At 71.6% G+C, this 24,163-nt stretch carries 21 protein-coding genes and 1 pseudogene; 11 read left to right on the top strand and 11 right to left on the bottom strand.

Translation table 11 applies throughout. From position 1 onward, the window contains the following. Window positions 1–22: 22 nt before the first annotated feature. Complete coding sequence (locus J8N05_RS44530) at window positions 23–769, bottom strand: MBL fold metallo-hydrolase (protein ID WP_210893473.1); 747 nt, start codon at window positions 767–769, stop codon at window positions 23–25. A 13-nt stretch (window positions 770–782) separates the two neighbouring features. Next, window positions 783–1,106, bottom strand: coding sequence for a YkvA family protein (locus tag J8N05_RS44525; RefSeq protein ID WP_210893471.1), 324 nt, complete (start codon window positions 1,104–1,106; stop codon window positions 783–785). A gap of 179 nt (window positions 1,107–1,285) precedes the next feature. Between J8N05_RS44525 and J8N05_RS44520 the strand changes: the two genes are divergently transcribed. The 3 genes from J8N05_RS44520 to chvE all read left to right on the top strand — a co-directional run bounded on the left by J8N05_RS44520 (window position 1,286) and on the right by chvE (window position 7,652). Next, window positions 1,286–2,515 (top strand): FAD-dependent monooxygenase, encoded by a 1,230-nt coding sequence (locus tag J8N05_RS44520; RefSeq protein ID WP_210893469.1) that lies wholly within the window; start codon window positions 1,286–1,288, stop codon window positions 2,513–2,515. A 79-nt stretch (window positions 2,516–2,594) separates the two neighbouring features. Further along, complete coding sequence (locus J8N05_RS44515; RefSeq protein ID WP_210893467.1) at window positions 2,595–5,786, top strand: amidohydrolase family protein; 3,192 nt, start codon at window positions 2,595–2,597, stop codon at window positions 5,784–5,786. A gap of 768 nt (window positions 5,787–6,554) precedes the next feature. Continuing rightward, window positions 6,555–7,652 carry a multiple monosaccharide ABC transporter substrate-binding protein gene (gene chvE / locus J8N05_RS44510; protein WP_383947824.1) on the top strand — a complete coding sequence of 366 codons (1,098 nt, stop codon included), beginning with the start codon at window positions 6,555–6,557 and terminating at the stop codon, window positions 7,650–7,652. A 79-nt stretch (window positions 7,653–7,731) separates the two neighbouring features. Here chvE and J8N05_RS44505 read toward each other — a convergent pair whose 3' ends face one another. After that, on the bottom strand, window positions 7,732–8,397 hold the full coding sequence (locus J8N05_RS44505; RefSeq protein WP_210893462.1) for a Tat pathway signal sequence domain protein: 666 nt from the start codon (window positions 8,395–8,397) through the stop codon (window positions 7,732–7,734). Between the two features lie 659 nt (window positions 8,398–9,056). Here J8N05_RS44505 and J8N05_RS44500 point away from each other — a divergent pair. Next, the gene (locus J8N05_RS44500) at window positions 9,057–9,749 is read left to right on the top strand and encodes a DUF6230 family protein (RefSeq protein ID WP_210893460.1); all 693 of its coding nucleotides are present in this window, start codon (window positions 9,057–9,059) and stop codon (window positions 9,747–9,749) included. Beyond that, window positions 9,749–10,180 (top strand): DUF6114 domain-containing protein, encoded by a 432-nt coding sequence (locus tag J8N05_RS44495; protein WP_210893458.1) that lies wholly within the window; start codon window positions 9,749–9,751, stop codon window positions 10,178–10,180. The genes J8N05_RS44500 and J8N05_RS44495 overlap by 1 nt, the downstream gene beginning before the upstream one ends. A 49-nt stretch (window positions 10,181–10,229) precedes the next feature. Here J8N05_RS44495 and J8N05_RS44490 read toward each other — a convergent pair whose 3' ends face one another. The 6 genes from J8N05_RS44490 to J8N05_RS44465 all read right to left on the bottom strand — a co-directional run bounded on the left by J8N05_RS44490 (window position 10,230) and on the right by J8N05_RS44465 (window position 13,540). Then, complete coding sequence (locus J8N05_RS44490; protein WP_210893456.1) at window positions 10,230–10,856, bottom strand: alpha-ketoglutarate-dependent dioxygenase AlkB; 627 nt, start codon at window positions 10,854–10,856, stop codon at window positions 10,230–10,232. Window positions 10,857–10,939: 83 nt separating this feature from the next. Next, window positions 10,940–11,164 carry a CDGSH iron-sulfur domain-containing protein gene (locus tag J8N05_RS44485; protein WP_210893454.1) on the bottom strand — a complete coding sequence of 75 codons (225 nt, stop codon included), beginning with the start codon at window positions 11,162–11,164 and terminating at the stop codon, window positions 10,940–10,942. Window positions 11,165–11,276: 112 nt separating this feature from the next. Further along, entirely contained in the window at window positions 11,277–12,278 is a 1,002-nt protein-coding gene (locus J8N05_RS44480; RefSeq protein WP_210893453.1) for an iron-containing redox enzyme family protein, read from the bottom strand. A 97-nt stretch (window positions 12,279–12,375) separates the two neighbouring features. Next, a complete protein-coding gene (locus tag J8N05_RS44475; RefSeq protein WP_210893451.1) occupies window positions 12,376–12,744 on the bottom strand; it encodes a VOC family protein in 369 nt (122 codons plus the stop codon). A gap of 132 nt (window positions 12,745–12,876) precedes the next feature. Then, the gene (locus tag J8N05_RS44470; protein WP_210893449.1) at window positions 12,877–13,236 is read right to left on the bottom strand and encodes a DUF6479 family protein; all 360 of its coding nucleotides are present in this window, start codon (window positions 13,234–13,236) and stop codon (window positions 12,877–12,879) included. A gap of 133 nt (window positions 13,237–13,369) precedes the next feature. After that, window positions 13,370–13,540 (bottom strand): hydrophobic protein, encoded by a 171-nt coding sequence (locus tag J8N05_RS44465; protein ID WP_210893447.1) that lies wholly within the window; start codon window positions 13,538–13,540, stop codon window positions 13,370–13,372. A gap of 291 nt (window positions 13,541–13,831) precedes the next feature. On the opposite strand from J8N05_RS44465, the pseudogene J8N05_RS44460 reads away from it, so the two are divergent. The 3 genes and pseudogenes from J8N05_RS44460 to J8N05_RS44450 form a co-directional block, all read left to right on the top strand. Further along, window positions 13,832–14,617: pseudogene (locus J8N05_RS44460) on the top strand (SigB/SigF/SigG family RNA polymerase sigma factor); the annotation flags it as partial. Between the two features lie 366 nt (window positions 14,618–14,983). Continuing rightward, on the top strand, window positions 14,984–15,157 hold the full coding sequence (locus J8N05_RS44455) for a CsbD family protein (protein ID WP_210893443.1): 174 nt from the start codon (window positions 14,984–14,986) through the stop codon (window positions 15,155–15,157). A 260-nt stretch (window positions 15,158–15,417) separates the two neighbouring features. Continuing rightward, the gene (locus J8N05_RS44450) at window positions 15,418–16,107 is read left to right on the top strand and encodes a HemK2/MTQ2 family protein methyltransferase (protein ID WP_210893441.1); all 690 of its coding nucleotides are present in this window, start codon (window positions 15,418–15,420) and stop codon (window positions 16,105–16,107) included. A gap of 82 nt (window positions 16,108–16,189) precedes the next feature. On the opposite strand, the gene ligD is transcribed toward J8N05_RS44450, so the two are convergent. Further along, the gene (gene ligD, locus J8N05_RS44445) at window positions 16,190–17,197 is read right to left on the bottom strand and encodes a non-homologous end-joining DNA ligase (protein ID WP_210893439.1); all 1,008 of its coding nucleotides are present in this window, start codon (window positions 17,195–17,197) and stop codon (window positions 16,190–16,192) included. A 223-nt stretch (window positions 17,198–17,420) separates the two neighbouring features. On the opposite strand from ligD, the gene J8N05_RS44440 reads away from it, so the two are divergent. Further along, complete coding sequence (locus tag J8N05_RS44440; RefSeq protein ID WP_247706950.1) at window positions 17,421–18,989, top strand: aminotransferase class V-fold PLP-dependent enzyme; 1,569 nt, start codon at window positions 17,421–17,423, stop codon at window positions 18,987–18,989. A gap of 85 nt (window positions 18,990–19,074) precedes the next feature. On the opposite strand, the gene J8N05_RS44435 is transcribed toward J8N05_RS44440, so the two are convergent. Beyond that, window positions 19,075–20,847, bottom strand: a complete 1,773-nt coding sequence (locus J8N05_RS44435; RefSeq protein ID WP_210893437.1) for an ATP-binding cassette domain-containing protein — start codon at window positions 20,845–20,847, stop codon at window positions 19,075–19,077. 189 nt (window positions 20,848–21,036) lie between these two features. On the opposite strand from J8N05_RS44435, the gene J8N05_RS44430 reads away from it, so the two are divergent. Further along, window positions 21,037–22,221: an ROK family transcriptional regulator gene (locus tag J8N05_RS44430; protein WP_210893435.1), complete on the top strand. Its 1,185-nt coding sequence runs from the start codon at window positions 21,037–21,039 to the stop codon at window positions 22,219–22,221. Window positions 22,222–22,330: 109 nt separating this feature from the next. Further along, window positions 22,331–24,160, top strand: a complete 1,830-nt coding sequence (locus J8N05_RS44425) for an alpha-galactosidase D (RefSeq protein WP_210893432.1) — start codon at window positions 22,331–22,333, stop codon at window positions 24,158–24,160. Window positions 24,161–24,163: the final 3 nt, after the last annotated feature.

Here is a 24,163-nt window from a genome sequence, read left to right as displayed (position 1 = left end):
TTCGGGGCTGAGCCGGACCGCGTCACGCCGCCCGTTCCCGCGCCCGCCCCGCCGCCTCCCGTACGGAGCCGCGGTACACGGGACCGTGCCCGGGCAGCAGAATGTCGCCCGGCAGTGCCTCGAACGCGTCGAGGGAGGCCAGCGCCCCGCCCCGGTCGTGATGGAACATGACAGGCAGCAGTTGCGGTCCCTCCAGACGTGAGGTGGGGTGGCCGTTGACCAGCCCGTCGCCCGATATCACCACGCCCGCCTCGGGCAGATGGAAGGCGCAGTGGCCGGCCGTGTGCCCGGGGGTGTGCACGGGCACGGGACGGCCGGGCAGATCGAGCGCCCCCTCGCCCGGGAACGCCCGCGGCTGCGCGACCGGCACATGGGCGGTGCCGCCGGACCGCAGCGCGTGCACGGCCCACGGCACCACACCGGGCCGCCAGGCGTTCCTCAGGACCTGTCCGACGGTCACCTGGTGGAGGAAGTCCCGGCGCGCGTGCGGGACTTCGGCCTCGTGGGTGTACACGGGCGTGCCGTAGGTGCTGCTGAGGTACTCGGCCGACCCGAGGTGGTCGTTGTGGGCGTGCGTCACGAGGACGGCCGTGACGGCCTCGGGTGAACTGCCCACGGCCGCCAGGGACGCGAGCACCTTCTCGCGGTCGCCGGGATAGCCGGTGTCCACGAGGGTGACGGCGTCCCCCTCGGTGAGGATCACCCAGTTGGTGTTGCTGCCGTGCACGAGATGGATGCCGTCGGCGACTTGACGGATGTCTGCCTGCATGATCGTCCCGGCCCTAGAGGTCCTTGTCTGACGGAGCCAGCCAAGCAGACTCGCGGCCGTCCCGGCGCAGCGGGGCGGACGAAGCGCGCATCGACCGCAACGCCAGCAGCAGTACGGCGATGTCGTCGAAATAGGCCGGGTCGGGCATCAGGTCGGTCGGCAGCACGACATAGGCGATCGCTCCCCAGAAGACCCAGCGGGGACCCGTCGGCAGTCCGGCGCGGCGCAGGTTCCGCCGCGTGCGGACCAGGCGGACGGTCAGGACGACCGCCCCCGCGAGTGCCGCCGCCAGTACGACCGCGGCGGCGATGACCAGAATCCACAAGTTGGTGTCCATGAGCCCTTCCCAGGCGCGTCCGGTGCTGTTGTCCGGATGCCCAGGTTCACCCTGCCATCACAGCCGGGCCGGTCCGACACGCGGCGCGGTGCGTCCCGGGGCCGCCCGCCGCACCCCTACTCTTTGCTGTCGATCGACGACCTTGAGTGACAATCGACTGATGAAGGTGGGATGCGCGCGTGAAGATCGCCTGCGTCGGCGGTGGGCCCGCCGGCCTGTACCTCTCGATCCTGATGAAGCGTCAGGACCCGGACCACGAGATCACCGTCCATGAACGCAACCCGGCCGGTTCGACCTACGGATGGGGGGTGACGTACTGGGGGAGCCTGCTCGACAAGCTGGAGGCGGGCGACCCCGAGTCGGCGCGGGTCGTGCGGGAGAACTCGGTCCGCTGGAGCGATGGTGTCGCGCACGTCGGCGACCGTACGACCACCCACCACGGCGACGAGGGGTTCGGCATCGGACGCGGCCGGCTGCTGGACATCCTCGCCGAGCGGGCCCGCTCCCTGGGCGTACGCGTCGAGTTCGAGGACGAGGTCGCCGACGGGGCCGCGCTGCCCGACGCCGACCTGGTCGTCGCCTGCGACGGCGTGCGCAGCGGGGTGCGCGAGCGCCACGCCGACCGCTTCGGCACCGAGACCGCGCTCGGCCGCAACCGGTACATCTGGCTGGGCACCACGAAGGTCTTCGACGCGTTCACCTTCGCCTTCGTCCGGACCCCGCACGGCTGGATCTGGTGCTACGCCTACGGGTTCGGCGACGACCGCAGCACCTGTGTCGTCGAGTGCTCGCCCGAGACCTGGACGGGGCTCGGCCTCGACCGGGCCGACGAGGCCGAGGGGCTCGCCCGCCTCGAAGAGCTCTTCGTCAAGCTGCTGGACGGCCACCGGCTCATCGGACGGGCGACCGCGGGCGGCAGCGCGCAGTGGCTGAACTTCCGCACCCTCACCAACCGCTCCTGGTCCCACGGGAACGTCGTCCTGCTCGGCGACGCCGCCCACACCACGCACTACTCCATCGGCGCGGGCACCACCCTCGCCCTGGAGGACGCCATCGCCCTGGCCGACGCGCTGGGCAAGCGGCCCGCGAGCGAGCCCGGGCGGGCCGGACTCGCCCCGGCCCTCGCCGCGTACGAGAAGGTGCGCAAGGCCGAGCTGCTGTCCGTGCAGAGCGCGGCCCGCCACAGCGCCCTGTGGTACGAGAACCTGCCGCGGTACATCGACCTGCCTCCGGCGCAGATGTTCGCGCTCCTCGGCCAGCGGCACTCGCCCCTGCTGCCGTACGTGCCGCCGCAGCTCTACTACCGGCTCGACCGGGCGGCCGGGCGGCTCGAATCCCTGCGCAGGCTCAAGCGCTGGCTGGGCCCGAAGCTGGCACGCACCCTGCACGGCACCGCCGCCAAGGGCTGACACCTCGTCAACAGAGCACCTCATTGGCGGGAATGGCGGTGTTGCCCACGGGCCGGATGATGCGCGAGCGTGCTGAGTCATGGACCGAGACCGGGGCGACGCCGCCCTCTCCCTCTCCCGCCGCCGGCTCCTCGCGGCCGCGGGCGCCGCCGGTGCCGTCACCGCCATCGGCCTCGCACCCGCCGCCGCGCAGCCGCGTACCGGGCTCTCCCTGTCCTTCACCGGGGCCACCAACGGCGCGGCGACCCTCGCGCCCGGCGGGGACCGGCTGATCGCCGAGATCCAGAACGTCCTGTGGTCGCTCCCGCGCACCGGAGGCGGAGCAGTCCCGCTCACCCCGGCGGGCCTCGAACCGAACCGGCCCGTGTACGCGCCGGACGGCGGCCTCGTCGCCTTCTGCGCCTACCGGGGCGGCGGCTTCCACCTCTGGACGATGCGGCCCGACGGGTCCGACGTACGCAGGCGCACCGACGGGCCCTTCGACGACCGCGGCCCCGCCTGGTCGCCCGACGGCACCCGTATCGCCTTCGCCTCCGAGCGCGGCGGCGACCCGGTGACCGGCAGCCCGTACCGCATCCACGTACTGGACCTGCGCACCGGCGGCATCCACCGGGTGACGGGACTGCCCGGCCAGAACGGACCCGTGCAGGACGGGGCCTGGGAGGACTTCGACCCCACCTGGTCGCCGGACGGGGAGCGCATCCTGTTCGTGCGCGCGAAGGGCGTCACCACCGCGAACGGCGTGGGACTCGACGCCCGGACCGTCGCCGCCGTCCCCGCCTCCGGCACGGGACCGGTCGTCGTGGAGCACACCGACACCACGACCGCCCAGCTCCTGACCCCGGCCCTCTCGCCGGACGGCCGCCGCCTGGCGTATCTGCGCACCACCGCGGCCCCGAACGGCTCCTGCGCACTCGTCGTCGACGGCCGGCCCGTCGCCCTCGCCGGGGACCTCGCACCCGTACCGCCCCGCTGGACGCCCGAGGGCGAGCTGCTGCTCACCGTCGACGGCGACTTCACCCTCGTACGACCGGAGAACCCGACGCGGCCGGACACCATCCCCTTCGAGGGGGTGCTGCCCGTGGACCGGCCGCGGTACGAGGTCAAGGAGTACGACCTGGGGGAGGGGCGGGCCCGGCCGGTGCGGGGGATCCATCTGCCCGCGCTCTCGCCCGACGGGCGGCACATCGCCTTCGCCGCGCTCAACTCGCTCTGGCTGGCGAACAGTTCGGGCGGCGCGGCGCCGAAGCGGCTGCGCCGGGCGGCGGCCACGGAGTATCTGCTCGGGCCCTCGTGGTCGCGCGACGGACGTACGCTCCTGTACGCGGACGACCGGGACGGCCTGCTCGGTGTGTACCGGCTGGATCCGGCCACCGGCGAGGAGAGCGCCCTCGCGACCGGCGGACGGGTCCATCCCGCGCTCTCGCCCGACGGGACACACCTCGCCTGCCTGGACCTGACCGGACGGCTCGTCGTCCGCGACCTCGAAGGCGGCACGGAGAAGGTGCTCGCGACCCCGCTCGGCGCGGGAGGGCTGCCCGGGCGGCCCAGCTGGTCGCCCGACGGCCGGTACGTGGCGTTCTGCGACCGCAACCGGCTCAACCTCCGCTTCCGGGAGGGCTACAACCTCGTCCGGGTCGTCGACACCACGACCGGGAAGGACCGGCTGCACGGGGTGGCACCGCACGGGTCGATCGCCGACCGGTACGACTCGGGCCCCGTCTGGTCGCCCGACGGCCGCTGGATGGCGGTCATCGTCGAATCCGCGCTCTGCCTGCTGCCCGTCACCCCCGACGGGACCCCGCGCGGCGCCCTGCGCACCCTCACCACCGAACCGGCCGACCACCCCTCCTGGTCCGGCGACTCGCGGACCCTGCTGTACCTCTCCGGAGCCGCACTGCGGCTGATCGACATCGGCGGCGGACCGGCCCGTACCGTCCGCGTGCCCCTGGACCGGCGCAGGCCCGTACCCGCCGACACCGTGGTGCACGCCGGGCGGCTCTGGGACGGCACGGGCGACTCCGTACGGGAGGACGTCGACATCGTCGTACGCGGCGGACGTGTCACCGCCGTCGAACCGCACCGCAGACGTGCGGCGACGACCGGCGTCGACGCCTCGGACAAGACCGTCGTCCCCGGACTCTGGGACACCCACACCCACCCCTGGCAGGCCACCTACGGAGGCCGCCAGACGGTCGGCCAGCTCACCTACGGCATCACCACCGCCGTGTCCCTCGGCGGCTTCGCGTACGAACAGGCCCGCATCCGCGAGGCGGTGACGGCCCATCAGCTCGCCGGACCGCGCCTGCTGACCACCGGCGAACTCCTCGACGGCTCCCGGGTCGCCTACAGCATGGGACGCGCCCACCGGACGAGGGACGGGCTGCGACGCTCGCTGGAGCGGGGCGCCGCGCTCGACTGGGACTTCGTCAAAACCTATGTCAGGGCGCCGAGTTGGGTGATGGAGGAGGCGGCGCGGTTCGGACACGAACGGCTCGGCGTGCGCTCGGGCAGCCATCTGCTCTCGCCCGGCGTGCAGCTGGGCCAGGACCTGACGACCCATCTGCAGGCCACCCAGCGCTACGAGTTCGGCCATGCGACCACCTCGACGGGCCGTGCCTACCAGGACCTGCTGGAGATCTACACCGCCCGGGGCGTCGACTTCGGCCTCATCGCCACCCCCTTCACCTCCGCGCCCCTGCTCGGCGCGGACCCGGGACTGGCGGACGATCCCAGAGTGACGGCCGTGATGCCGCCCTGGGACAGCGCGCTCGTCCAGCAGGGGGCGACCGTGCCGCCGACCGCGGCCCAACTCGCCACCCTGCGCACGGAGACCGACATCTACCGGCGGATCCTTGCCGCGGGCGGACTCGTCGCCCTCGGCACCGACCAGCCGCTCGTGCCGGTCGGCCTCTCCCTCCACCTCGGCCTGCGCGCCCTGCACCGGGGCGGCCTCTCCCCGGCCGAGGCGCTGCGGACGGTGACCGTGCTGCCCGCCCGGCTCTTCGGCCTCGAAGGCGACCTCGGCACGGTCCGGCCCGGCAGGCTCGCCGACCTGACCGTGGTCGACGGCGACCCCTTCACCGACTTCGACACCCTCGTCCGTACGGTCGCCGTGCTCCGGGGCGGGGTCCCGTACACGACGGACGACCTCGTGGCCGCGTACGAGCCCGTGTCCGCGCCCGCCGTCCGCCGTGCGGCGCAAGAGGTGGACTGGCTGGAGGCGGGGCGGCTGATGCGACGTGAGGGGTGCTGCGACGCGGGCTTCTGAGACCGTCCCGCCGGCCCAGGAGCACGATCCGGCGTGCATGTCCGCGATCGATCCGGCTGTCCGGCTCCGTGTCGAACGGCGGGCCAAGGTATTCGAACAAGTTGTGGTGCCCGCGTTCGTTGCCGGTTCGGGCGCACGCCCCCGCGGTCGCGTGCGCTCTCGCGGCACCATCCGGACACGCGGCGTCCGAGTGATCAGACAACGCGTAGCTGCGGCGCGGCGGTTGGAACGGGATCGTCCGCAAAACGCACCAAGCGTCATGCGCCTTGACAGCATCGATCGTGCGCCGGCGCAACTAATGTGACGAAAGAGCGCCACAGTGACCCCACGTCGGGATACGCTGCCCCGCGCACCCCACGTTCGAGTCCGCGCACGTGGGGGGCCGGTCATCCCGGCCTGTTCGTGTGCGGGTTCGGCAGAGCCCCAACGCGAGAGACATACCGTCCGGTCTGACGTTCCACCCCTCACCGCAACCCGGTGAACCCAGTCCACCCCCGGAAGGCTCCACGCGGCCGGGCACCGATCAGACTTGGCGTCCTCCGTCGGTCCGTACACGCAGTGCGGGCCTTCAGGCAGGGCGTCCCGAACCCCCGTCAGGGCAGCCTCGGCTCGAACTCGGCACCGAAAAGAACGCACCACGGACTCCGCCAGGAACCGTGCGCCGCGGACGGCTCCACCAGGACCTGCCGGTCCGGCCGGGATCGGACGCCCTCAGGTGCACAGCCGGCCGCCGAGTACCGCCGACTGCCTTTCATCCAGTGAGGAACAATGAGCATGCGCGCCCGCACCACCGTAGCTGCGGCCCTTTCGACGGTCCTGTCCCTCTCTCTCGCCGGCTGTGGCGAGGGATCCGACAGTGGGAGCGACGGAAAGGCCGCGTCCGTGGGTATCGCCATGCCCACGAAGACGTCCCAGCGGTGGATCAACGACGGCCAGAACATGGTCGACGAGCTCAAGGGGTTCGGCTACACCACCACCCTCAAGTACGCCGACAACGACCCGAAGAACCAGGTCGCACAGGTCGAGGCCATGATCGAAAGCGGCGTCGACGCGCTGGTCATAGCCTCGGTCGACGGCAAGGTGTTCACCGACGTCCTGGAGAAGGCGAACTCGGCCAACGTGCCGGTGATCTCCTACGACCGGCTGATCCTCGGCAGCCCGAACGTCGACTACTACGCGACCTTCGACAACGTGAAGGTCGGCACCCTGCAGGCCGACTACATCTCGGAGGGCCTCGGGCTCGTCAACGGCAGCGGCAAGGGCCCGTTCACCGTCGAGCTCTTCGCGGGATCCCCCGACGACAACAACACCAAGTACTTCTACGAGGCCGCCATGGAGGTCCTGGAGCCGTACATCCAGAGCGGCGACCTGATCGTCAGATCCGGGGAGACCGAGCTCAAGGAGATCACCACCCTGCGCTGGGACGGCCCCACGGCGGAGAAGCGCATGAACAAGCTGCTCGACGCGGAGTACTCCGACCAGGACATCGACGCGGTCCTCTCCCCGTACGACGGTATGTCGCTCGGCATCATCAAGGCGCTCAAGGCGCACGGCTACGGCACCGCCGCCAAGCCGCTGCCCCTCGTCACGGGCCAGGACGCCGAGGTGCCCTCGATCAAGTCGATGATGGACGGCGAGCAGTCGCAGACCGTCTACAAGGACACCCGTGAGCTGGCGCTGGTCACCGCGTACATGGTCAACTCCGTGGTCCACGGCAAGAAGCCGGCGCTCAACGACACCAGGACGTACAACAACGGCAAGAAGGTCGTGCCCGCGTACCTCCTGGAGCCGGTGGGCGTGGACAAGGCCAACTACCAGCAGGTGCTGGTGGACTCGGGCTACATCAAGGAGAGCGACCTGAAGTAGGTCGCGCGAGCGGTTCACGCACGGGTGCGGGGCAGGGAGAGTCGTCTCCCTGCCCCGCACCCGTGCGTGGGGGTCGGCGTCAGTTGACGAAGACCGCCGGGCTGCCGCTCTGCGTGGTGTCGGCGACCGGGGCGTACTTGGCGGTGAAGAAGCCGTTGCTGAAGCACAGCGACGAGCCTGAGAACTTCGTGAACTGCTGGTTCGTGAACGAGATGCTGTTGTCGGCGTTGTTCGCCGTGCCCGACAGGCTGGGTGCCCGGTAGACGCAGGTGATGCTGCCGAGCAGCGTACGCAGCACGGCGGTTGTCTGGATGGACGAACCGGCGGCCGGGGTGATGGTGAGGGCGCCGCCCGAGGTCACGGTCGTGGTGTAGGGCAGGTTGTCGACCTTGATGCTGGTGACACCGAGGACGCCGACCACGTTGCTGGAGCAACTCGCGCTGTCGAAGGTGTGGCTGGTGACCGACTCGGTGGCCGTGCCGGGCGCGGCCGGGTTGTCGACCACCGTGGCGACGAAGGCCGACGACGAGCAGGAGATGCCGCTCGTGCCGGTGGCGCTGGAGTAGAGCGTGGCGTTCGTGCCGCCGGCCAGGGACGCGCTGAGCACGTCGCCGGCGGCGACCGCCGTTCCACCGGCGCCGCCGGTGGTCAGGACCGAGCCGTCGGCCGCGGAGGCCGGCCCGGCCGCCGAGAGGGCGAGGGTCGTGACGGCGGCGGCCAGGGTGAGGGAAGTCCGAGTACGCATGCGGGTGCCTCGTTTCCAGGAGTGGGGGTGCCAGAGGTGGCCGCCGCCGGCCCGTCACGCCTTCTCCGAACGTGACGGGCCGACGGCAGCTGCCGGAAGGTCGGCCGGAGGTGTCGAAGGACAACCTCCGGCACATGACCGGCGGTCGGGGCGGCCGGACGCGGCCCAGGGGGGAAGTGGCCGTGCCGGTGCCGTGCAGGAGTGGACGCGGAGCGCACAGGTGGTGGGTCCGCGAAGGGCGCTCGTGCGGCCGAGTGGCGGTCCGGAGCGCCGTGCGACGGGATGCGGTGCCGTGCGAACGGGATGAAGCCCGGGAACGGCATACGCCGTCGATCGGATCCGGCGCCACGGATCCATGCGCAGCCAGGGAGAGTTGTAGACCTGAACGATGTTCAACGTCAAGACGCAGTAAGGAAGTTGACGTTCAATCAGGGGGCCTCCATCGCTTCGCCACATCTCCGACTTCCTTTTTGCACAAGGTGCTTGACCCTCGACACTTACCGCGGGTAACTTCCGTCGCGGCTACTGCTGCGTAACGTGAAAGCCCTTGCACCCGCCGGGAGTTGTGAGGAGACGTGCGCCGCATCCGCTGTCCGCGCCAGGACAACGTGCCGCCCGAAGCCCCACCTAGCGTTGACCATGCCCCTGGGAGCAGAAATATGGCCTCGTCCTCGGACGCCAACCCGTCCGCCGGTTCCACCCCCGAGCCCTCCGAAGCACCGGAAAGCGGTTCCACGGCGGAGACACCCGCAAGCTCCGCGAGACGTGGGCGGGTCCGTCCACGCCGCGCCGCGGTGATGGCGGTTCCCGCCACCGTGATCGCCGCGGGCCTCATGATCCTCACCGCCCAGGGGGCCCTGGGTGTGCAGTTCGCGATCTCCGGCATGCCGTTCACGGTCACCGCGACCAATCTCGACGGTGAGGGCTTCGCACAGTTCGGCGGCCTCGACCAGATGGCCGAGGGCAGCCCGAACGAGGGCGACACCGGCGGCCAGGTCCTGGTGGTGGTCTCCGCGATCAAGAAGGCGACCCTGGAGAAGCTCTGCCAGAGCGTCGACCTCGGTGGCACCAACCTGCTCATCAGGGCCGGGGAGGGATCGCAGAAGGTCTCCGCGACCAACCTCACCACCGACTCCACCGAACTGTCCGGCAACGCGTCCTTCGACAACATCGAGATCGGCAACGACGCCAGCACGCTCGACAAGTCCCACACGCGCGGCCCCAAGGGCGTCTTCAGCCAGCAGGCCGACACCGTCCACATCGGCAATCTGCGGCAGACCAACTACGCCACCACGGCCGCCGTGTTCAAGCTTCCCGGTCTGAAGCTGAGCTTCAGCGACAAGGGCTGCTGATGGCCGCCTTCCGGCGCTGGCGTGCGGACCGCCCGTTCCTGGGCGGGCTGCTGCTCACCCTGGGCGGGGCGGAGATCCTCCTCACGCAGAAGGCGTCGCTGAAGGTCGTCATGCACATCGGCATGCAGGGCCTGGCCGGCTATCTCCTGCCGGTCCTGATGGTGATCTGCGGACTGCTGATCCTCTTCAACCCCGCGCAGCGACTCTTCTACTCGATCCTCGGCGTCCTGTTCTCCCTGGGCTCCTGGATCACCTCGAACCTGGGCGGCTTCCTCATCGGCCTCCTCCTCGGTGTCGTCGGCAGCTGCCTCGCCTTCGGCTGGCTGCCGGACCAGGAGCCGCGCCGACCCCGTAAATGGTTCCGCCGCGATCGGACGCGGGCGAAGCCGGTGCGGCTGACGCGGTCGGTGGAGTCGGTGGGCCGTCCGTGACGCGTCGGGGGCGCCCGCAGGCGCCCCCGCGGTCGCGGCACCCGTCTGCTCACTGCACGCCGTGCGGCCGGAACTGGATGCTCACGCGGGGACCCGCCGCCCGCGCGCTCTTGGGGATCGCGTGCTCCCAGGTGCGCTGGCAGGAACCGCCCATCACGATCAGGTCGCCGTGCCCGAGCGGACGCCGTACCGTGCCGCCGCCGCGCCGGGGTCGCAGGAGCAGATCCCGCGGGGCCCCCACGGAGACGATCGCGACCATCGTGTCCCGGTGTGCGCCGCGCCCCGTCCGGTCCCCGTGCCAGGCCACGCTGTCCCGGCCGTCCCGGTAGTAGCAGAGCCCGGCCGTGGTGAACGGTTCCCCCAGCTCGTCCGCGTAGTGGCAGGACAGGGCGTCCCGCGCCTCGTCCAGCACGGGATGCGGCAGCGCGTGCTCCGCACGGTAGAACGCCAGCAGCCGCGGTACGTCCACCACCTGCTCGTACATCTGTCGCCGTTCCGCCCGCCAGGGGACCTCCTCGGCGAGCCGGCCGAAGAGCGGGTCCGCGCCGTGGAGCCAGCCGGGCAACAGGTCGATCCACGCCCCGTCGCCGAGCGCGGTCCGGCGCAGCCCGGTGAGCGGGCCGAGGCGGATGGCGTCGCTCTGGTCGAACAGTGATCCCTGAAGGTGCGTGGACATGTCTCCAGGCTACCCGGTGATTCGAATAGGTGTGCTAATCGAATGTCGAGGGTCACCTCGGGTGCTTCGGCGATCTGCCCCGCTCAGTGATCGGCGCCGGGACGCCCGCTCGGCGCATGGCGGCGGTGGCTGGTGTCGCACCAGGGGAAGACGCGGCTGCGCCGACAGGTGCACAGGGCGACGCAGAAGCGGTCGGAGGACACGGTCGTGCCGTCCTCCAGGACGACCTCGACCGGCCCTTCGACGAGCATGGGGCCCTCGCGGTGGGCGACGATCCGGCGCGGGCGTTCGGCGGGGCTCTCCGGCACGGCCGTTCACCGCCTTTCTGTCGACTGTCCCGACTGTTCCGACTCTCTCGGTTCTCACGTCTCTCTCGACGACGTGCTGTGAGCGCTTCGCAGGGGGCCTGCGCCGTGGCGGTCACACGGCGGTGCGCAACGAGGACCGGCCGGACCGCCAGGCCTCCAGCAGGCGGTTCGCGAGCCGGTCCTCGACCCATCCGGTGGCATCGACACCGAACGCGATGTCGGCGTCGAGATGCGGTTCCTGCTCCAGCAGGCCGGCCACGACCTCACGGCGTACAACCTGTTCGTGCACCGCGTCCGCCTCGACGTGCTCGGTGTAGAAGTGCTCGGCCGCCGGGCCCGCCCCGGTGCGCCGCATCGCGCTCGCGAGCCGCCTGGAGCCGGGGGAGGAGGTGGTCTCCACCGCGGCGAAGTGGCCCACCAGCGCGCCACGCAGTGCGCGGTGCAGACCGAAGAGCGACATCAGGTTGACGACGGCCAGCGCCTCGTCGCCGCACGCGTCGAGATAACGCCCGTACGACGGGTCCAGGCCGAGGTCGGTCATGAGGTCGGCGAACAACCGGGCGTGCACGCGCTCGGCGCGCCCCGCTCCCCACTCGTCGAACTCCACCGCCGCCATGCCCGCCTTGGCGCGCCCCCAGAGGCGCGGCAGGACCCAGGCGTGCGGATCGGCTTCCTTGAGGTGGTAGACCGAGCGCTGGGCGGCGTACTCGCGCAGCTGCCACAACTCGCCCTCGTCCCGCAGGAAATGGGAGACGCCCTCACCGTCGACGGGTTCCACGAGCAACTCGTCCAGCGCCTCGTCCGCGCGGGTGTGCCGGGTCGCCCCGGCGCGCAGGGCCGCCAGGAACGGCTTCTCCAGCGCGGCGCGGACCCGCAGCAGCCCGGGGTCCCACTCGCGGGCGCCGTCGACCCCCGCGAAGCCCCGGTAGTGCAGCTCGTAACAGAGGTAGAGCGCCAGCTGAAGATCGTCGCCGAGCGGCTCGGCACCGGTGAGAACGGCGTCGCCGGGCAGCGGTCCCGTGCCGCGCAGATACTCGATGAGCGCCGCGGAGATCTCTCCCCGGCCCGGCGGGAGGTCCGGTTCCGCGTACGGGCGCTCGGCTGCTGGTTCCATGGCTTCCGGGTACCCGTGATCGAGGAGCCCTCACCTGCGGGGACTCACCCGCGGACTCACCCGCGGACCCACTCCGGACGCGGCGGTGGTCGCCGGATCAGCCGCGCCCTGTGTCGATGACGCAGAAGCGGTTCCCGTCGGGGTCCGCGAGGACGACGAAGTCCGGATCCTCGGGATACAGGTCCCAGTCGACCCGCCGCGCGCCGAGGGACACCAGCCGCTCGACCTCGGCGGCCTGGTCGGCGGCGTCGCCGGCGTACAGGTCGAGGTGGACCCGGGGATGTTCCTGCACCGGTGTGTCGCTCAGGCCGAGGGACACCTGGAAGCCGGTGCCGTCCACGGGGACCAGCACCACCCAGTCGTCCTCGGCCGCCTCGCGCGGCTCGTAGCCGAGCGCCTGCGTCCAGAACGCGGCGGCGCGCCGGACGTCCGACACACCCAGTACGACGGACCCGATCTTCAGCATGCGCCGAGTGAAGCAGATGCCCGCGGGGTCCGGGTGGCCTTTTCGTCGTCCGGCGCGCTGGCGTGCTGGCGTGCGTGCCTACGTACGTACGTGGGTGCGTGCCTGCGTGTGCGGGCGTGAGCAGGGCGCGGGTCAGGTGCGCCCGGGGCCTCCGCTGCCGAAGCCTCCACTGTCGTTGTCGCTCCAGGTCGGGCGTTCCTGGTCGGCCGAGCGGTGCGAGGAGTCGCCGCCCAGTTGGTGCGGGGTCAGGCGGTCCTGGCCCTCGGCGATCCCGTCGGGCTCGCGCTGCTCGGTCACCGGGCCGACCGGCCCGGAGTCCGGAAGGCGGGGCTGTTCCTCGGGGCGGGGCGGCGCGGGCTGGCGGGAGCGCTGCCGACGGCCCCACACCACGGCCCAGATCAGGCCGCCGACGAGGATGACGCCGATCAGGAACGGCACGATTCCGCCCACGGCGGCGCCGGAAGCGGCCAGGGGTGTCGCGTTGAAGTCCATTTCCCCCGAGTACCCGGCCCCACCAGCCGAAACAGGGGTTCCGCGCCCGGCGGCCCGCCCGCCGGCCCGGACCGGAACGAGCGACGGCTCCCGGACGGCGTGTGTCCGGGAGCCGGCTCGATGCGGCTCTCCCTCACCATCTGTACCAGCGTGACCTGCCTCCCGAGCCCGTCGTGCCCCGCATCAGGAAGCCGAGCAACCAGATGACGAGCACCGCGATCGCGATCCACCAGAGCACTTTCACGGCGAATCCGGCCCCGAAAAGGATCAGGACCAGCAGCAGGACCAAGAGAATCGGAACCATGGCCTCCACCTCCTGGGTGGCTGGGTTCCCCGAATAGCTGTTCCCTACCACGTCATAGTGGTGTGGATGGGATATTTATTTGCAGAAGCGGCGAAAATCGTAAAGTCATGTTATGTAATGAAAAGTTTGGGGATGTCCGCTTCGGGGAAAAATATCCACAGTGCTTCGGACTGGAGGCACGTCCGCGGGAGCTGGTGAACCAGACCTCGGTTGTGTCCCGGCCGGGCCCGTTTGCGCGCCCTCCCACGGTGACTGTTCCGTGAGCACCCTCTGAGGGAGATGCGACGCAGCATGCCAATCACCGTCAGGACGAAGCAGCATCCCCATGACGACGCCCCCGACACGGCCGCGGCCTTCGAACGGCTCGCGGCCCTTCCCGAAGGGGCCGACCGGCAGACCCTGCGCGACGACCTGGTGCGGGACTGGCTGCCCATGGCGAACAGGATCGCCATGCGGTACCGGGGGAGGGGCGAGTCCACCGAGGATCTCGCCCAGGTGGCGGCGCTCGGCCTCGTCAAGGCCGTCGACCGCTACGACCCCGAGCGCGGCAGCGCCTTCGAGAGCTACGCCATCCCGACCATCACCGGTGAGATCAAGCGCCACTTCCGCGACCACATGTGGGTTCTGCACGTGCCGCGGCGCGTCCAGGACCTGCGCAACCGGGTCCGCGCCGCCGCGAAGGAACTGTCGCAGGCCATCCCGGGCCGCAGACCGACCGTCGCCGAGATCGCCGCGCACGCACAGATGACCGAGGACGACGTACGGGCCGGATTCGAAGCCCTCGACAGCTTCACCGCCCTGTCCCTCGACGCCGAACTGCCCGGCAGCGACGACGGTTACGCGCTCGGGGACGCCCTCGGAGAGTCCGACACCGGATTCGACCTGGTCATCGACCGCGAGGCGGTGAAGCCCTGTATCGCGGCGCTCCCCGAGCGCGAGCGGACCATCCTCTATCTGCGCTTCTTCAGGGGGATGACCCAGGGGAGCATCGCGGAGCACCTGGGCATCTCGCAGATGCATGTCTCCCGGCTGCTCAGCGGCTGCTGCGCGAAGGTGCGCGACGAGGCGCTCGCCGATCACGAACACGACGAGGACAGTGACCGGGGGCATACCCGGACGGCCGGGTCCCACGAACCCAGCCGCCCGCCCCGGGGTGGTGCTCCCGAGCCGGGCGGCTGTGTGGCGAGCTCACTGCCGAACCCTCCCGGGAGCGGTTTGCCAGCGGCCTGCCACTCACCGAAGTAACCAACAGGGCCTGAACAAAACGCCCTTGTCATGGTGGTGGGTCATATCCCGGCCGCAGGGCGGGTCCGTACGGGTCGAGTGTCTCGTTCAGAGCGGGCGCTCGTCACCCAGGGTCACGGAAGCTCACGGATTGCGAAGGTTGCCCGTGGGGCGCAGGGTGAAGACGGCAGTCCAACCCCCGTACGAAGGCGGAACACCATGAGCAAGGCGAAGAGCAAGGCCAAGCAGATGAAGGGCAAGATGAAGGAGGCCACCGGCAAGGCCATGGACGACAAGTCCATGGAGGGCGAGGGCCGGGGCGAGCAGATGGCGGGCAAGGCCGAGGAGCTCAAGGACCGGGCCGCCGGCCACATGAAGCAGTCCGGCCGGTAGAGCGTCGGCCCATTCGCGAGTACGCCCCCGAACGGTCACCGGTTCCCGCCGCGACCGCCGGGGGCGTTGCCGCGTCCGCACGACGGGGCGCCACCGCCCGTCACCGGCCGCCACCTGCGAGGCGTCCGTGGCGGAAGAGGTGTGGAGGAGTGATCCATGGGCACTCGACCGCTGCAAAGACGTGCCCGACCAGGCGTTCACCGGCCGTGTGCACCCACCTCCCGCACCCGACAGGGGCGCTCGGACGGAGGACTTCCCTCATGGCTTTTCTCGTCGATCCGACGCGCCCGCCCGGCCCTCTGATGGCGCCCCCGGGCGTCTACGCGCCGCAGGCCGACACCTTCCTGCTGGCCCGGGCGCTCTACCGCGAGGGCCCCGCCCCCGGCATGGAGGTCCTCGATCTCGGGACCGGCACCGGAACCCTGGCCATCTGTGCCGCGCGAAAGGGCGCACGTGTCACGGCGGTCGACATCGCCTGGCGGGCCGTGCTCACCGCCCGGCTCAACGCCCTGCGGTCCCGGCAGCGCCTCACGGTCCACCGCGGCGACCTCCTGGAGCCCGTACGGGGACGGTCCTTCGACCTGATCATCAGCAATCCGCCGTACGTTCCCACGCCGCCGTCGCGGCAGTCGGCCGGCCACAGCCGTGAGCGGGCCTGGAACGCCGGGCTCGACGGGCGGGCGATCCTGGACCGCATCTGCGCCGATGCGCCGCGCGTCCTGCGGCCCGGCGGTGTCCTGCTCATCGCCCAGTCGGGGCTGAGCGGCACCGACGAGACCCTGGACCGGCTGGCCGGATCGGGACTGCGGGCCACGGTCGGCGACCGGGCGTACATCCCGTTCGGGCCCGTCCTCCGCTCGCGTCTGCCGTGGCTGAGGGAGTCCGGCCGGATCGCGGCATGCGAGGAGAACGAGGAGCTGGTGGTCATCAGGGCCGAACGGACGTGCTGACTGCCGTGTCCCGCTGACCTCCGTGTCCTGCCCGACCGCCGGGGACCACTTCGAGGAGCGCTCCCCGAGCCCTGTCCCGCCCCTACGACGGCCTCTCGCGGACGACGTCCCGCGGCGGCTTGTCGTAGCGCAGTCCGAGGAAGCGCGGATGGCGGAGCATGCCGTCCCGCGTCCACTCCGTGAACGCGATCTGCGCGACCAGTGCCGGCTCGGCCCAGTGGGCGCCCGCCTCACGTACCCGGTCGGTGAACGGCGAGGCGGGCAGGGCTAGTTGGTCCAGGGCGCCCCGCAGCGCGAGGAGCGTACGGCGGTCGAACCCCGTACCCACCTTGCCCGCGTACCGCAGGTCCTCGCCCTCGAAGTGGCCCAGGAGCAGGGCGCCGAACCCGGCGCGGCTGCCGCCCGGTGCGCTGAACCCGCCGATCACGAACTCCTGCTCCAGGGAACACTTCAGCTTGAGCCAGTCCGGTGAACGGCGGGGCGAATAAGGGCTGTTGGCGCGCTTGGCGATGAGCCCCTCCCAGCCGCGGGCGCAGGCGTCGGCCAGGAGATCGGCGCCTCCCTCGTTGCGGTGGGTCGTCAGGCGCAGCGGCGCGCGGTAGGTCAGGGCGCGACGGAGCAGCGACTTGCGGGTGCGCAGCGGCAGCCGTGTCGTGTCCGCGCCCTCCAGCCCGAGCAGATCGAAGAGGCAGTACGTCACGGCGACCTCGCTCGCCTCGACGTCCCGGCGGCGGGTGAGTCCCATGCGCTGCTGAAGACGGGCGAAGTCGGTGCGGCCCCGCGTGAACGCGACGATCTCCCCGTCCACGGTGAAGTCCGTGCAGGGCTGGGCGGCGAGCGCGTCCACGATCTCCGGGTAGGTCGCGTCGAGGCGGTTGCCGGCGCGCGAGAGCAGACGGACCCGTTCCCCCTCGCGCACCGCCAGCACGCGGACGCCGTCGAGTTTGCGCTCGAAGATCCAGTCCCCGGGGAAGTCGCGCCGGTCGCTGAGCGTGGCGAGCATCGGCCGGGAGGCGAGCTCGACGCCGGGAACCGCGTGACGGAGCAGCCGCGCCTGGTCCTCGGGCAGGGAGCCCAGCAGGTCGGTCATCGCCGTTCACTCCTTCGTCCGGCCCCTTCCCCTGCCCCCCCACGCATCGTCGCGCAGGCCCCCGGCCCCCGCGACCGGGCGGTCGTCCCTGCGCGTCCGGGCGGGGGCGGACGCGCCGTTCATCGGCAACCCCTTCCTGTGCGGGCGGATCTCAGCATGATGTGAGGAGGACGGCGCCCCGCCCTGGCTAGCGGGGCGGGCCCGGTTTCTTGGGGGAGGATCCGTGGACAGGACAGGGACCACCGGCCGCACACCCGAAGGCGACGCCCGCGCGATGGGCGCCGAGGAGCCCGCGCGACGCGCACAACCCGTGCGACGCGCGGATCCGGCGGATCCGGCGGACCCGACGCACCATGCCACCGATCTCACCGATCTCACCGACCTCGCGGAACTCAGGAGTCAGGAGTTCGGCTATCTCGACGCCGGCGGTCACACCTACCTCGATCACACGGGAGCCGGCCTCGCCCCGACCTCACTCGTCCGGGGGAGCGCCGCACGGATCACCGGCGGTGTCTTCGGGAACCCGCACTCCGAGAGCCCGGCCTCCCGCGCCTCGGGACTCCTGCTGGCCCGGGCGCGCCGGGCGGTGCTCCGCCACTTCCACGCCGACCCGGCCGAATACGCCGTGATCTTCACCCCGAACGCGACGGGTGCCCTGCGCCTGGTCGGCGAGGCGTACCCCTTCAGCCGCCGCAGCAGGCTGGTCATGCCGCTGGACAACCACAACTCGGTCAACGGCCTGCGGGAGTACGCGCGTTCACGCGGCGCGCGCACGACGTACGTCCCCGTGGACGGCCCCGGTCTCCGCGTGGACGAACGGCGGCTGCGGGCAGCTCTGCCCGAGCGCGGACGCGGACGCGGTGTCGGCCGACGCCCCGCGCGACCGGGCGAGCGCAGACAGGGGCTGCTCGCGTACCCGGCGCAGAGCAATTTCACCGGCGTCCAGCATCCGCTCGCCTGGATCGCGACGGCCCAGGAGCGCGGTTACGACGTCCTGCTCGACGCGGCCGCCTTCGTCCCCGCCAACTCCCTCGATCTGAGCCGCTACCACCCCGATTTCACCGTCGTCAGCTGGTACAAGGTCTTCGGCCACCCCACCGGCGTCGGCAGTCTGATCGCCCGCCGGGACGCGCTCGCCCGGCTGCGCCGGCCCTGGTTCTCCGGAGGCACGATCTACGCGGTCAGCGCCCAGGCGCAGTGGCACGTCCTCGCCGACGACGAGGCGGCCTTCGAGGACGGCACGGTCAACTTCCTCTCCATCCCCGACGTGACGGCCGGGCTGGAGTGGATCGACGCCGTCGGCATGGAGCGGGTGCACACGCATGTGACCGAGCTGACCGCCCAACTCCTCGCGGGACTCACGGCGTTGCGGCACAGCGACGGCTCTCCGCTGGTGAGGGTGTACGGCCCGCGCGACCTCGTGGCCCGCGGCGGAACCGTCGCGCTCAATCTGCTGGACGCCGACGGCCGCGTCGTCGACGAACGGGTCGTCACCCGCGACAGCGCCGCGCGCGGCATCTCCCTGCGCACGGGCTGCTTCTGCAATCCGGGCGCGGGCGAGGCGGCCTTCGCCCTGCCGCTCCGCCTGCTGCGCTCGGCCGCCCGCCGCCGGCTCACATCCCTGGAGGAGTACCTGGAGCTGCTGCGCCTGCCGTCGGCGGGCGCGGTCCGTGTCTCGCTCGGCCTGTCGTCACAGCCCGGGGACATCGACACGTTCCTGAGGTTCGTCCGGGAGACCTACCGGGACCGGGTGCCGGGCGCGACCGGTCTGGAGGCGAGAACCGGCTGCTGAGAGACGGGCGGCGGCTGCAGCGAATGGACGAGGGCCGGCGGACGGGGCCGACGGTCGGGGGCCGGAGACGGGTCGGCGCGGTGCCTCAGCCTCCCGCCCGGTCGCGCACCACACCGCCCCGGCACTTGCGCACCAGGACCGCCCAGGTCGCGGCCAGGAACACCAGCGTGAACCCCGTCAGGATCAGCCAGCCGTGCCGGGCGGGCCCGGCGAACGAGTCGCCGTACGCGTCGAGCAGGGGCGGGCCCAGCCGGGAGGCCCCGTCGCGCCACAGCGCTTCCAGGCCGATCCCCGCGCCGAGTGCCTCGAACGCCCAGCGGTTCGTCATGGCCCAGCTGATCGCCTCCCCGGCCGCCGTCATCCGGGGAACGGGTACGAAGGCCCCGGAGAAGAGCACCTGGGGGAAGCACAGCAGCGGCAGCATCAGCGTCGCCTGTCCCGGGTCGGTCACCGCGGCCGAGGCGAGCAGGCCCAGCGCGAGCGCGGCCGCGGAAGCCAGCACACTCGACACGAACAGGGAGAGGTAGACGTCCCAGCCCGCCGCGGGCAGCCGGTCCAGGGCGCGCAGCACGGCGAGCAGCAGGGCGTCCGCGGCGGCGAGCACCGGCAGCATGATCGTGAGCTTCGAGGCGACGTACGGGCCGATCCGCAGGCCCGCCAGCCACTCGCGGCGCAGCACGGGCAGCTCCGTGCAGATCTGCAGCAGCCCGTACGTCAGCCCGAAGAAGAAGGCGCCGAACGCGATCCAGAACATGATCATCGCGGTGGACCCCGGATCGGGGTCCGCCGGGTCGAACGCCCCCGCGCGGAAGAGCACCGCGAACATCGCCACGATCATCACGGGCGAGCCCGCCAGCACGGCGACCGAGAGCCGGCTGTGCAGCAGCAGGGCGCTGCCGCGCCGCGTGAGCAGGGACCACTGCCGTACCGCGCCGACGCGCCGCCGTGGCACGGGCCGCGCCGCCGGGCGGGCGCGGGGAACGGCGGGCCCGTCCGGCGCCGGTCCGACCCGCACACCGTCGGAGCCGGCGCCGTCGGAGACCGTACCGTCGGAGCCGGCGCCATCGGGCAGGGCGCCGGCGGATGCGCCCCCGGCGGCCACGGCGCCGACGGGTACGGCTCCTTCGGCCACCACGCCGTACACGTCCTCCACCGTGTCCACCCCGAACGCCCCGCACAGGCGGCCCGGTTCACCCGCGTACGCGACCTGCCCGTCGGGGGAGAGGAACACGACGTGGTCGCCGCGCAGCAGATCGGCGAGGACGTGCGTGGTCAGTACGACGGTGGTGCCGCCCTCGGCCAGCGAACGCAGGGTCCGCAGCAGGGCGGCCCCGGTCACCGGATCGAGTCCGGAGGTCGGTTCGTCGAGGAAGAGCGCCCTCGGGCCGGTGAGCAACTCGGCGGCGATACCGGCCCGTTTGCGCTCCCCGCCGCTGAGCGCGCGCACCGGTGTGCCCGCCCGGTGGGAAAGCCCCAGGGAGACCAGGACCCGGTCCACGGCCGCGGTGACCTCCGTGGCGGAGGTGCCCGCGGGCATCCGCAGACCGGCGGCGTACACCAGGGTCCGGTGCAGCGGCAGGTCCCGGTGCAGGATGTCCTCCTGCGGGACGAACCCGAACTCCGGTCCCGGCGCGCCCGGTCGGGCGCCGTCGTGCAGGACCGTTCCCTCGTCGGCGGCGCGCAGTCCCGCCAGCGATTCCAGCAGGACCGTCTTGCCCGCCCCGCTGCTGCCCGCGATCACGACGATCCGTCCGGGGGCGATGTCGACCGACACGTCGTGCAGCACGCGCCCCGCTCCGCGCACCCGCTGGGTGAGCCGGCGAGCCTGAACGCGGAGTCCTGTCGGTGTCGTCGGCATGGGGGCAGCATGCCAGGGGGACGCCGACGGCGGACCCGTATCGACGAGGGCACCGGCATGACCTCTGTTTCACTGGTAAGTCGGCCTTCTATGCGCATACTTGCAAGTCAGCAAGGTAATGAGACCTCACTTAAAACGATCTTTGTTTCTTTCATTGACGATGGAAAAGAATCGACCTAGGTTCCGGGCATGCGCTCGACTCCTCGCACCGAGGCGTTCCCGGCCCACACGCCGGCCGCTGCCCAGATCTTCACCACCGTGCTGTCCCACGGCCCGCTCACCCGCTCCGACATGGCCGGGCGGGCGGGGCTGTCGGCCGCCGCCGTCACCAAGGCGGTCCGGCCTCTGATCGAGGCCGGATACCTGGTGGAGGAGGCCGGGGACGAGGCGCGGCCCGCGCTGGGACGGCCCGCCAACTCCGTGCGCGTGGACGGCGGCCGGGCCCTGTTCATCGGTGTCAAGGTGACCGGCGACGAGATCATCGCCGTACTGACGGACCTGTGCTGCCGGATCCGGGTCGCCCGTCATGTGCCTCTGCGGGCCCGTGAACCGCAGCCCGTGCTGACCGCCGTCGCCGACCTCGTCCAGGAACTCCTCGCGGAGGCCGACGGGTTCGGCGTCCAGGTGCAGGGGATCGGTGTCGCCGTCTCCGGCGACGTGGACCGGGCCGCGGGCGAGGTGCGTCTGTCGCCCTTCCTCGACTGGCACGACCTGCCGCTCGCCGAGCTGGTGGAGATGACGACCGGACTGCCGGTCACCGTCGACAACGACGTGCGGGCCCTGACCGTCGCCGAGCAGTGGTTCGGCGCGGGCGTCGGCCTGTCCGACTTCGCCGTGGTCACGGTGGGAGCGGGCATCGGCTGCGGCCTGGTGGTGCACGGCAAGGTCGTCTCGGGCGCGCACGGTGTCGCCGGGGAGATCGGGCACGTGGTCATCGACCCCACCGGCCCGCTCTGCCACTGCGGGAACCGGGGCTGCGCGGAGGCGATCGCCGCCGACCCCGCGATCGTCACCGCGGTCCGCGAGGCGACCGGTCGACCGGTGGCCGACGCGGCGCAGGCCGTCGAACTGGCCCGCCGGGGCGACCCCGGCGCACGAGAGGTCTACGCACGGGCCGGGGACGCGATCGGCCGGGCCATCGCGACCGTCGCCAACCTCATGGGACCCGAACGCGTGATCATCTCCGGTGAGGGCCTGGCGGCGTACGACCTGTTCGCCGGGCAGATCCGCGACGCCTTCGCCGCGTCCGCCTTCGGTACCGCCGCCCGCTGCGACCTGCTGACCCGGCCGTTGCCCTTCGACGAGTGGGCCCGCGGCGCGGCGGCCACCGCGATCCAGTCCTTCATCGGCGGCCCGCCCCACGGCACGGGGTGAGCCACCGCCTCCCACGGCACAGCCGCACACGCCGTACACCCCGACGCGGTCGCCGAGCCGCGGCACCACACCCCCGCACAGCCCGACCCCTCACAGGAGGTTCCGACCCATGCGGTCATCCTCGTACGCCCCCACGGTCCCCGCCCGCCGTTCCCTCAGAGCCCTCCTCGTCCTGGCGCTGACCGCCGCGACGGCCGCCGCCCTCCCGTCGGCGCGGGCGGCCACGCCGACCCCTACCGTCACCCCGGCCGCCTCCACGTCGGCCCTCGCGGCCAAGCCGTACATGGGCTGGTCGAGTTGGAGCATGCAGTCCTCGAAGTACCCGGGGCTCAACCCCGACGGCGACTACAGCTACCTCACCGAGAAGAACGTCCTCAAGCAGGCGGACGCGCTGGCGGCCAAGCTCAAGCCGTTCGGCTACGAGTACGTCAACCTCGACGCCGGCTGGTGGATGGACCAGGCCTGGAAGCCGGGCTTCGACGGATACGGCCGCCAGAAGGCGGACCCGGGACGCTTCCCGCGCGGGATGAAGCCCGTCGCCGACCACATCCACGGCAAGGGGCTCAAGGCGGGCATCTACCTGCCCGTCGGTCTGCAGAAGGAGGCGTACGGCGAGGGCGAGGTGCCGATCTGGAACGCCGGTGACTGCACGACCGCCGACGTCGTGTACGGCGACCTGCGCACCACCAACGGCTGGGACAGCGCCTACAAGCTCGACTTCTCCGATCCCTGCGCACAGAAGTACGTCGACTCGCAGGCGCGGCTCTTCGCCGACTGGGGCTACGACTTCCTGAAACTGGACGGCGTCGGGCCGGGTTCCGGCAAGAACGGCGACCAGTACGACAACGTTGCCGACGTCGCCGCCTGGAACAAGGCCATCGCCGCCACCGGCCGCCCCATCCACCTTGAGGTCTCCTGGTCGCTGGACATAGGCAGGATCGCCGACTGGAAGAAGTACTCCGACGGCTGGCGCATCGACACCGACGTCGAGTGCTACTGCAACACCCTCGTCAGCTGGGAGAACTCGGTCGACGACCGCTGGGACGACCTCCCCGGCTGGACCCGCCACGCGGGCCCCGGCGGCTGGAACGACCTGGACTCCCTGGACGTCGGCAACGGTGAGATGGACGGCCTCACCAAGGCGGAGCGCCAGAGCTACGCGACCCTGTGGGCCATCGCCAAGTCCCCGCTCTACACCGGTGACGACCTGACCAAGCTGGACTCCTACGGGGTGTCGCTGCTGACCAACCGCGAGGTCATCGCCCTCAACCAGGGCAGCATGCCGCCCGCCCGGCCGATCACCCCGTCCGACCCGCAGCAGGTGTGGGCCGCGAAGAACACCGACGGCAGCTACACCGTGGCCCTGTTCAACCTCGCCGACAGGCCCGCCGCCGTCTCCGCCGACTGGGCCGCCCTCGGCTTCACCGGCAAGGCCGCCGTACGGGACCTGTGGAACCGCGAGAACCTCGGCACCTACAAGGACAAGGTGACCCAGGCGCTGCCCGCGCACGGCTCCCGGCTGTTCACCGTGACCCCGCGCGGCACCGCGCTCACCACGACCGGTTTCGAGGCCGAGGCCGCCGCCAACACCCTCGGCGGAAACGCCTCGTTGGCCGACTGCTCCGCCTGCTCGGGCGGCAAGAAGGTCGGCAACCTCTACGTCGGCGGCTCGCTCCGCTTCAACGACGTCGTCGTCGCCAAGGCCGGCACGTACCAGGTGAAGGTCGCCTACGTCAGCGGTGACCCCCGCTCGGTCGAGGTCTCCGCGAACGGCAACGGCTCGACGAGTCACAAGTTCCCCTCCACCGGCGACTGGGGGACCGCCGACACCGTCAGCGTGCCCGTCCAGCTCAAGGCGGGCGCCAACACCATCACCTTCGACAGCGGCTCCGGCTACGCCCCGGACATCGACCGCATCGACGTACCGAAGTCGTCCTGATCG

The organism is Streptomyces liliiviolaceus, from assembly GCF_018070025.1.
GTDB lineage: Bacteria > Actinomycetota > Actinomycetes > Streptomycetales > Streptomycetaceae > Streptomyces > Streptomyces liliiviolaceus.
This window is presented reverse-complemented; position numbering and strand designations above follow the sequence as displayed.

Coding starts and splice junctions, on each gene's coding strand:
- J8N05_RS44530 (WP_210893473.1), bottom strand. CDS start 769: ATGCAGGCAGACATCCGTCAAGTCGCCGACGGCATCCATCTCGTGCAC.
- J8N05_RS44525 (WP_210893471.1), bottom strand. CDS start 1,106: ATGGACACCAACTTGTGGATTCTGGTCATCGCCGCCGCGGTCGTACTG.
- J8N05_RS44515 (WP_210893467.1), top strand. CDS start 2,595: ATGGACCGAGACCGGGGCGACGCCGCCCTCTCCCTCTCCCGCCGCCGG.
- chvE (WP_383947824.1), top strand. CDS start 6,555: ATGAGCATGCGCGCCCGCACCACCGTAGCTGCGGCCCTTTCGACGGTC.
- J8N05_RS44505 (WP_210893462.1), bottom strand. CDS start 8,397: ATGCGTACTCGGACTTCCCTCACCCTGGCCGCCGCCGTCACGACCCTC.
- J8N05_RS44500 (WP_210893460.1), top strand. CDS start 9,057: ATGGCCTCGTCCTCGGACGCCAACCCGTCCGCCGGTTCCACCCCCGAG.
- J8N05_RS44495 (WP_210893458.1), top strand. CDS start 9,749: ATGGCCGCCTTCCGGCGCTGGCGTGCGGACCGCCCGTTCCTGGGCGGG.
- J8N05_RS44490 (WP_210893456.1), bottom strand. CDS start 10,856: ATGTCCACGCACCTTCAGGGATCACTGTTCGACCAGAGCGACGCCATC.
- J8N05_RS44480 (WP_210893453.1), bottom strand. CDS start 12,278: ATGGAACCAGCAGCCGAGCGCCCGTACGCGGAACCGGACCTCCCGCCG.
- J8N05_RS44475 (WP_210893451.1), bottom strand. CDS start 12,744: ATGCTGAAGATCGGGTCCGTCGTACTGGGTGTGTCGGACGTCCGGCGC.
- J8N05_RS44470 (WP_210893449.1), bottom strand. CDS start 13,236: ATGGACTTCAACGCGACACCCCTGGCCGCTTCCGGCGCCGCCGTGGGC.
- J8N05_RS44465 (WP_210893447.1), bottom strand. CDS start 13,540: ATGGTTCCGATTCTCTTGGTCCTGCTGCTGGTCCTGATCCTTTTCGGG.
- J8N05_RS44455 (WP_210893443.1), top strand. CDS start 14,984: ATGAGCAAGGCGAAGAGCAAGGCCAAGCAGATGAAGGGCAAGATGAAG.
- J8N05_RS44450 (WP_210893441.1), top strand. CDS start 15,418: ATGGCTTTTCTCGTCGATCCGACGCGCCCGCCCGGCCCTCTGATGGCG.
- ligD (WP_210893439.1), bottom strand. CDS start 17,197: ATGACCGACCTGCTGGGCTCCCTGCCCGAGGACCAGGCGCGGCTGCTC.
- J8N05_RS44435 (WP_210893437.1), bottom strand. CDS start 20,847: ATGCCGACGACACCGACAGGACTCCGCGTTCAGGCTCGCCGGCTCACC.
- J8N05_RS44430 (WP_210893435.1), top strand. CDS start 21,037: ATGCGCTCGACTCCTCGCACCGAGGCGTTCCCGGCCCACACGCCGGCC.
- J8N05_RS44425 (WP_210893432.1), top strand. CDS start 22,331: ATGCGGTCATCCTCGTACGCCCCCACGGTCCCCGCCCGCCGTTCCCTC.